Source organism: Paenibacillus sp. N119s (assembly GCF_059447605.1).
The window spans coordinates 1-5,347 of sequence record NZ_JCAJRU010000294.1; the positions used below are offsets into that span (position 1 = coordinate 1).

The 5,347-nt window shown below is 44.9% G+C and carries 7 protein-coding genes; 2 read left to right on the forward strand and 5 right to left on the reverse strand.

Going from position 1 to position 5,347, the window contains the following annotated elements:
* The 3 genes from AC5V8P_RS23020 to deoR all read right to left on the reverse strand — a co-directional run.
* Positions 1 to 249: cytidine deaminase (locus AC5V8P_RS23020; protein WP_495473901.1), on the reverse strand; the 249-nt coding region annotated here is incomplete at its 3' end.
* 30 nt (positions 250 to 279) lie between these two features.
* Positions 280 to 942, reverse strand: coding sequence for a deoxyribose-phosphate aldolase (gene deoC / locus AC5V8P_RS23025; RefSeq protein ID WP_063210266.1), 663 nt, complete (start codon positions 940 to 942; stop codon positions 280 to 282).
* Between the two features lie 210 nt (positions 943 to 1,152).
* Positions 1,153 to 2,088, reverse strand: a complete 936-nt coding sequence (gene deoR, locus AC5V8P_RS23030) for a DNA-binding transcriptional repressor DeoR (protein WP_495473902.1) — start codon at positions 2,086 to 2,088, stop codon at positions 1,153 to 1,155.
* A gap of 275 nt (positions 2,089 to 2,363) precedes the next feature.
* Between deoR and AC5V8P_RS23035 the strand changes: the two genes are divergently transcribed.
* Positions 2,364 to 2,777: a chemotaxis protein CheW gene (locus tag AC5V8P_RS23035; RefSeq protein ID WP_064797273.1), complete on the forward strand. Its 414-nt coding sequence runs from the start codon at positions 2,364 to 2,366 to the stop codon at positions 2,775 to 2,777.
* Between the two features lie 57 nt (positions 2,778 to 2,834).
* Here AC5V8P_RS23035 and AC5V8P_RS23040 read toward each other — a convergent pair whose 3' ends face one another.
* Positions 2,835 to 3,953 (reverse strand): slipin family protein, encoded by a 1,119-nt coding sequence (locus tag AC5V8P_RS23040; RefSeq protein WP_064797274.1) that lies wholly within the window; start codon positions 3,951 to 3,953, stop codon positions 2,835 to 2,837.
* A gap of 189 nt (positions 3,954 to 4,142) precedes the next feature.
* Between AC5V8P_RS23040 and AC5V8P_RS23045 the strand changes: the two genes are divergently transcribed.
* Positions 4,143 to 4,598 (forward strand): hypothetical protein, encoded by a 456-nt coding sequence (locus AC5V8P_RS23045; protein WP_196771881.1) that lies wholly within the window; start codon positions 4,143 to 4,145, stop codon positions 4,596 to 4,598.
* Between the two features lie 55 nt (positions 4,599 to 4,653).
* On the opposite strand, the gene AC5V8P_RS23050 is transcribed toward AC5V8P_RS23045, so the two are convergent.
* Positions 4,654 to 5,283, reverse strand: a complete 630-nt coding sequence (locus tag AC5V8P_RS23050) for a class I SAM-dependent methyltransferase (RefSeq protein WP_064797275.1) — start codon at positions 5,281 to 5,283, stop codon at positions 4,654 to 4,656.
* Positions 5,284 to 5,347 lie beyond the last annotated feature (64 nt).

Genomic DNA, 5,347 nt, shown 5'->3' on the forward strand with positions numbered 1-5,347 from the left:
AGACACAGGTCCTTCCGTATCCGCTACTATCGCAATCGAATCAATTCGACGGCAGCCTTCAGATACCATTTTGAAAATCGCTGTCCGCTCCGCACAATTGCATAAGCCGTAGGAGGCATTTTCCACATTGCATCCGTGATATACCGTGCCATCGCTTCCGAGAACCGCAGCACCCACTTGAAAATTCGAATACGGAACATATGCCTGTTTGCGCGCCTCAAGCGCTTTCTGAATCAATTGATCCTTCATCCCGAATCCCTCCATGACTTTAAAATAAACTTAGTAGGAAGATGTAGATTGCTCGCCCTCGATGATTTTTACACCGGAACTTGCACCGATCCGGCTTGCGCCAGCTTCTACTAATTTTTGCACATCCTCCAGGCTGCGTACGCCGCCGGAAGCTTTAACACCAATCTCAGGTCCTACCGTTTTGCGCATCAAGGCTACGTCTTCCACAGTAGCTCCACCTGTAGAGAATCCCGTCGAAGTTTTTACAAAATTCGCTCCGGCTTTGACAGACAGCTCACATGCCAGTACCTTCTCTTCGTCTGTTAGCAGGCAGGTTTCGATAATCACTTTGACCAGTGTACCTGCAGCAGCTTCCACAACCGCACGAATATCCTTTTCTACGAGTTCCAGATCACGTGCCTTCAAGGCGCCGATATTAATAACCATATCCACCTCAGTCGCACCGTTAGCAATCGCATCTTTCGTTTCAAATGCTTTCGTTGCCGACGTGTTCGCTCCCAGTGGGAAACCGATAACCGTACAGATAGCTACGCCTGTACCTGCAAGCTGTTCGGCTGCATAGGCTACCCACGCCGGATTTACACACACGGAAGCAAACTGGTATTTTTTCGCCTCAGCAGTCAACTTTGTAATTTCGTCCTTCGTCGCATCTGCACGCAACAATGTATGATCGATTAATGCTGCAATGTTCATATCTGAAAGCTCCTTCATTCAATAAATAGTGTGAAGAAAATGAATCGTTATTTCCCTGTGATGAGATCATCATAGCACGGCTTTGAACATATGTAAAACACATTTTGAAATTATGTTCACTCTTGTACATAGGGCGTTCACCTACATTTCATATTACCCTGTAGGCCTGCGCCATAACCGTATGTTTATTTGGAATGAGGCCAACATGCCCTACTGCAAAAGTGCTTGTGCCGTAAACTGATCCGTCACCAAAATATTCGCATACTTGCCACGCAGCGATGCCCGAATAGCCTCTACTTTGCGCTGACCTCCAGCTACGAGAATGGACTTCTCCTTCTTTCGCAGCTCAGGCAAATCAATTCCCACGGTACGGCTGTTGATTTCCTGACTGCATATCTTGCCTTCATCGTCAAAAAAGCGCGAGCAAATATCGCCTTTGCCGATTTTTTGCAGCAGCTTCTGCTCTTCATGGTTAAAGTAACCTAACCGGAACAGCAGTGCATCCTCCTTGACCGTACCCACCGTAAACACCGCAATGTTCGCCTGCTTGCCAAGTTGAATGATACGCTGGATATGCCGATCCTCCTCGACCATTCTCTTAACAGCTTGACTGTCGAAAATCACGGGCAGCGGCAAATACCGAGCGATGGTGTTAAAGGCTTCTGCGAACAAATTCACGGTTTCCACCGCATAAGTGTTGACATGTGAATGGCTTACGCCTCCTTTAAGCTGAACCACCTCGACTCCCTTGACCTGCTTTTGCTGGAGATGAAGCGCCACCGCATGCATGGTTGTTCCCCATGTCACTCCAATAATATCAGCATCCTGTACCGTTTCATGCAAATAATCGGCTGCTTTTTTGCTAATGTGCTTCTTGATCTCCTGGTAATCATTTAATGGCGAATAACAGACCAGCACGGTATCCAGCCCGTATTTCTTTTTCACCTGCTCTCCGAGCGCGTCCATATCCTCCATTGGGTCCACAATACTGATCCGCACGTATCCATGTTCCTTGGCAGCCTGAAGTAAGCGCGATACCGTGGGTCGCGAAACCCCGAGTCTGACCGCGATGTCTTGCTGGCTATAATCGTTCAGATAGTATAATCTGGCTGCCTCGATACTTAATCGTTGCTTTTCATGATCCATTCTACCTCAACCCGCTTATCTTAAAAATGTAGTGCCATCGGACATGGACTTAGGCCCAACATTTATATGTAAGGGAAACTCAAAGCTACACTCTGTCCGTTTGGCTGTTATTTTGGAAGATTTAACTGCTCGTTTGTGATATTCTGTGATTAACTAAAACCATTTTACCGCATCCTCCACTTTATCGTTCCATCTATCAAAACGCAATAGTTAACTAATTTATCGCTAGTTCACAACTTGTGATGGACTTATCTGAATATGTAAGGAGAATTGCTATGTCTGAATATATTGTGTGCAGTCTGGCGGACAAAAAGTTCGCATTAAACTTTCTGGAAGTAGAAGAAGTCATGAATGCCAAAAAAGGGACACCGCTTCCCTTTTCCGAAGCATGGCATGAAGGAATGGTGACCATTCGTGGCGATGTATTTACCATCCTTAATCTACGCAAGAAGCTGCTTCTTCCCGCATCAAGCGATTCCTCCGAGGACAAAATGATTTTGCTCAGTCGTGCAAAGATTGCTTTGCTTGTCGATCATGTGGAGGATACAGCATCTGCCGAAGACAGTCAGCTACAAAGCAATGAGGAAGAATGGCAACGCGAATTGTTCCCTACTGTGATGGAGCATCAGGGTGCTCTTATTCCGGTATTTGATATGGACGCTTTTCTCGCATCCACCAAAACGAACTAAAAAAATACTCCCGAATCTTGAGCCAGCTTGCAACTCATCGTTCGGGAGTATTTTCTGTTACTGGAGCCCCTGCCCCTCTTTCATATGAACCAATGTGTTTAGCTGCTCCAGCAGCGTATTTCCACCAGTCAGCGATATCGTACCAATCTTCTCGCAGATTTTTTCCATGAATTCCAGCTCTTTGAGACGATAGAGGGTAGCATTTTCGTCCATCAGCTTGGCCGTATTGAGCAGACTACGAGTGGATGCCGTCTCTTCACGTCGTGTAATGAGGTTGGCTTGTGCCTTCTTCTCTGCCAATAGCACCGTATTCAGAATATCTTTGATATCCCCCGGCAAAATAATATCCTTCACCCCTGCTGACGTAAAAGCAACCCCATATTCATCGCTCTGCTCATTCAGTCGCGTCAAAACATATTCCGCAATCTCCTGCTTCATTTTTAGCAGATCATCCAGCTTCATTGTTCCTACGTATTCGCGCAGCAGCAGCTGCAGCATAATGTAGATTTGCTCCTCGTATGCTTTGAACTCCAACGCTCGCAGCGGGTCGGTGATCCGGTACTGGCAGACGAAGTTCAGACGCAGCGTGATTTTGTCCTCCGTCATGATTTCCTGCCCCATCAGGTCCATCTGCTGCTGCCGCATATCTATGGTTTTGATCTCTGTGTTCACCGTGGACAACCAGAAATAATATTTGCCCGGCTTCAATTCACCTTGCAGCACATTATCGTAATACAAAAAGCCCACTTCATGACTGGCCACCTGTAGGGCTTTCCAGAAGCCCGGTGTCTTGGACAAGAATGCTTGCCCCAAAGCCTTATCAATGGCAGGCTGCCGAGTATCTGCACGAACAAAACGATGTTCCTTGAGCATGTTCCAAAATGCATATTTCCCTGCTGTCAGCAGCTCTACAAACCGATGATCCTCATAATGCAGCACATATTCATGGTCCTCCACATCGATGACGGTCAATTGCTCCAGCAATAGAGGATCTGTCAAAAACAAACGAATATCATGATCTGGTACAAAAAAGGGTTCGGCTACATTTAAAATTTCAACTGTTTCCTGTTGAAATGTCTTTAATAGGTAGGTTCCTGGGTTCAGCAACTTGTGGTAGCTTCCTTTTTGAAACAGCAGTCCGCGCTCATCGGATTTAATCGTTATTTTCTTAAACATGGTATCACTCCTAGTGTTAAAAATCCTCAACTTAAAAATAGGCTTCCTTCGTAGATATGGCGGCTTCGCTTCTCCTGATTCAAACGGACCGCTCCGCTTATTCGCACGTGGAGTCAAAACACATTTTTAAAATGAGGATTTATTTTTATTTGTTGTAGGGATAGGACCCTTGCAGAGCATCCCTCCGGAATGAAGGGCGGGGCCAAGCTTAAGGAAGAAGCAAGGGGCCGCCTGTTCCCGTATTCGGGGATGGAATTCACCAGCCCAACCTCGACTGTAAATCCTTATCTCCGAAGCCGCGGGCGCTGTCGGCGCTTGCTCTCTCCGGTATCCGCTGACCGCATAGCCATCGTCCCGGCATCTATCATCAAGACTAGATATGGGAAGCTCTTATCCAGGTCTCTTCATTTTTTATTCGACCATTCGAATACTCTACCAGAAGTCGCTTGGAAGGCGATTGGGAATCGAACCCTTAATGTTGGTGGATACATTAGATTTACAGGATACCTGACCCGATCAGGGCAGGCACTGCGGGACCATTGGAAATCCTCGCCTCGGCAATATCCTTCTGTATCAGCCTTTATCATTATTGCGCACCTTTGCACTCACGAACATGGCGAAAGTATTACGACCCCTAAAAAATAAAAAGACACGAAGGATGCATATGTGCTTCCCTCGTGTCGTTCTTTTACAATTCCCATTACAGCTCTTTTTGACATTTTAGCATGATAAATTTAAATGGAGGCTTGCTTTCCATGTTTTTATGTGGCTCAACAATTTCCGAAAAATCGGTTAGTCCATATTTGCCGAATTCTTGTTTTATCGAATCAGCATCATAAAAAAACATTTTTACCCCTTCCATGATCTCGTAATAGTCTTTATCCAGTTGCTTTCCCTTTCCATACATCGGGGCTTCTTTTGAAATCGTCGTAAAAACCATATATCCGTTTGGCTTTAACTGATTATAGCAATCGTTAATAAACTTTTCTCTCTCACGCTTATTCAATAAGTGAATAAGGGCATAACAAAATATACCGTCATAAAGTTTGTTATCAAAAGGCATATCCATTACGGAGCCATGAAAAATACTAATATTAAGCTCTTTTTGTCTCGCCAAATCAATCGCTGTTTTTGAAATTTCAATACCTGTTACGTTTATTCCGTTATCCACAAAAACCTTTGCATTTCTCCCATATCCAATTCCAGGTATCAATATGTCCTTAATGTTCTTTTCAAGAAAAAAATCCTTGGTCAGGATTGCCGAGTCTGAAGGTTCAAAGCCCCACATCATTTGATTTTCTATAAAACTTGATTCCCAAAATTCTGTCATACCGTATCTCCTCTATATTTATCATATCCATAATTTCACATTCATTCAGGAGCAAGTCCCGGTT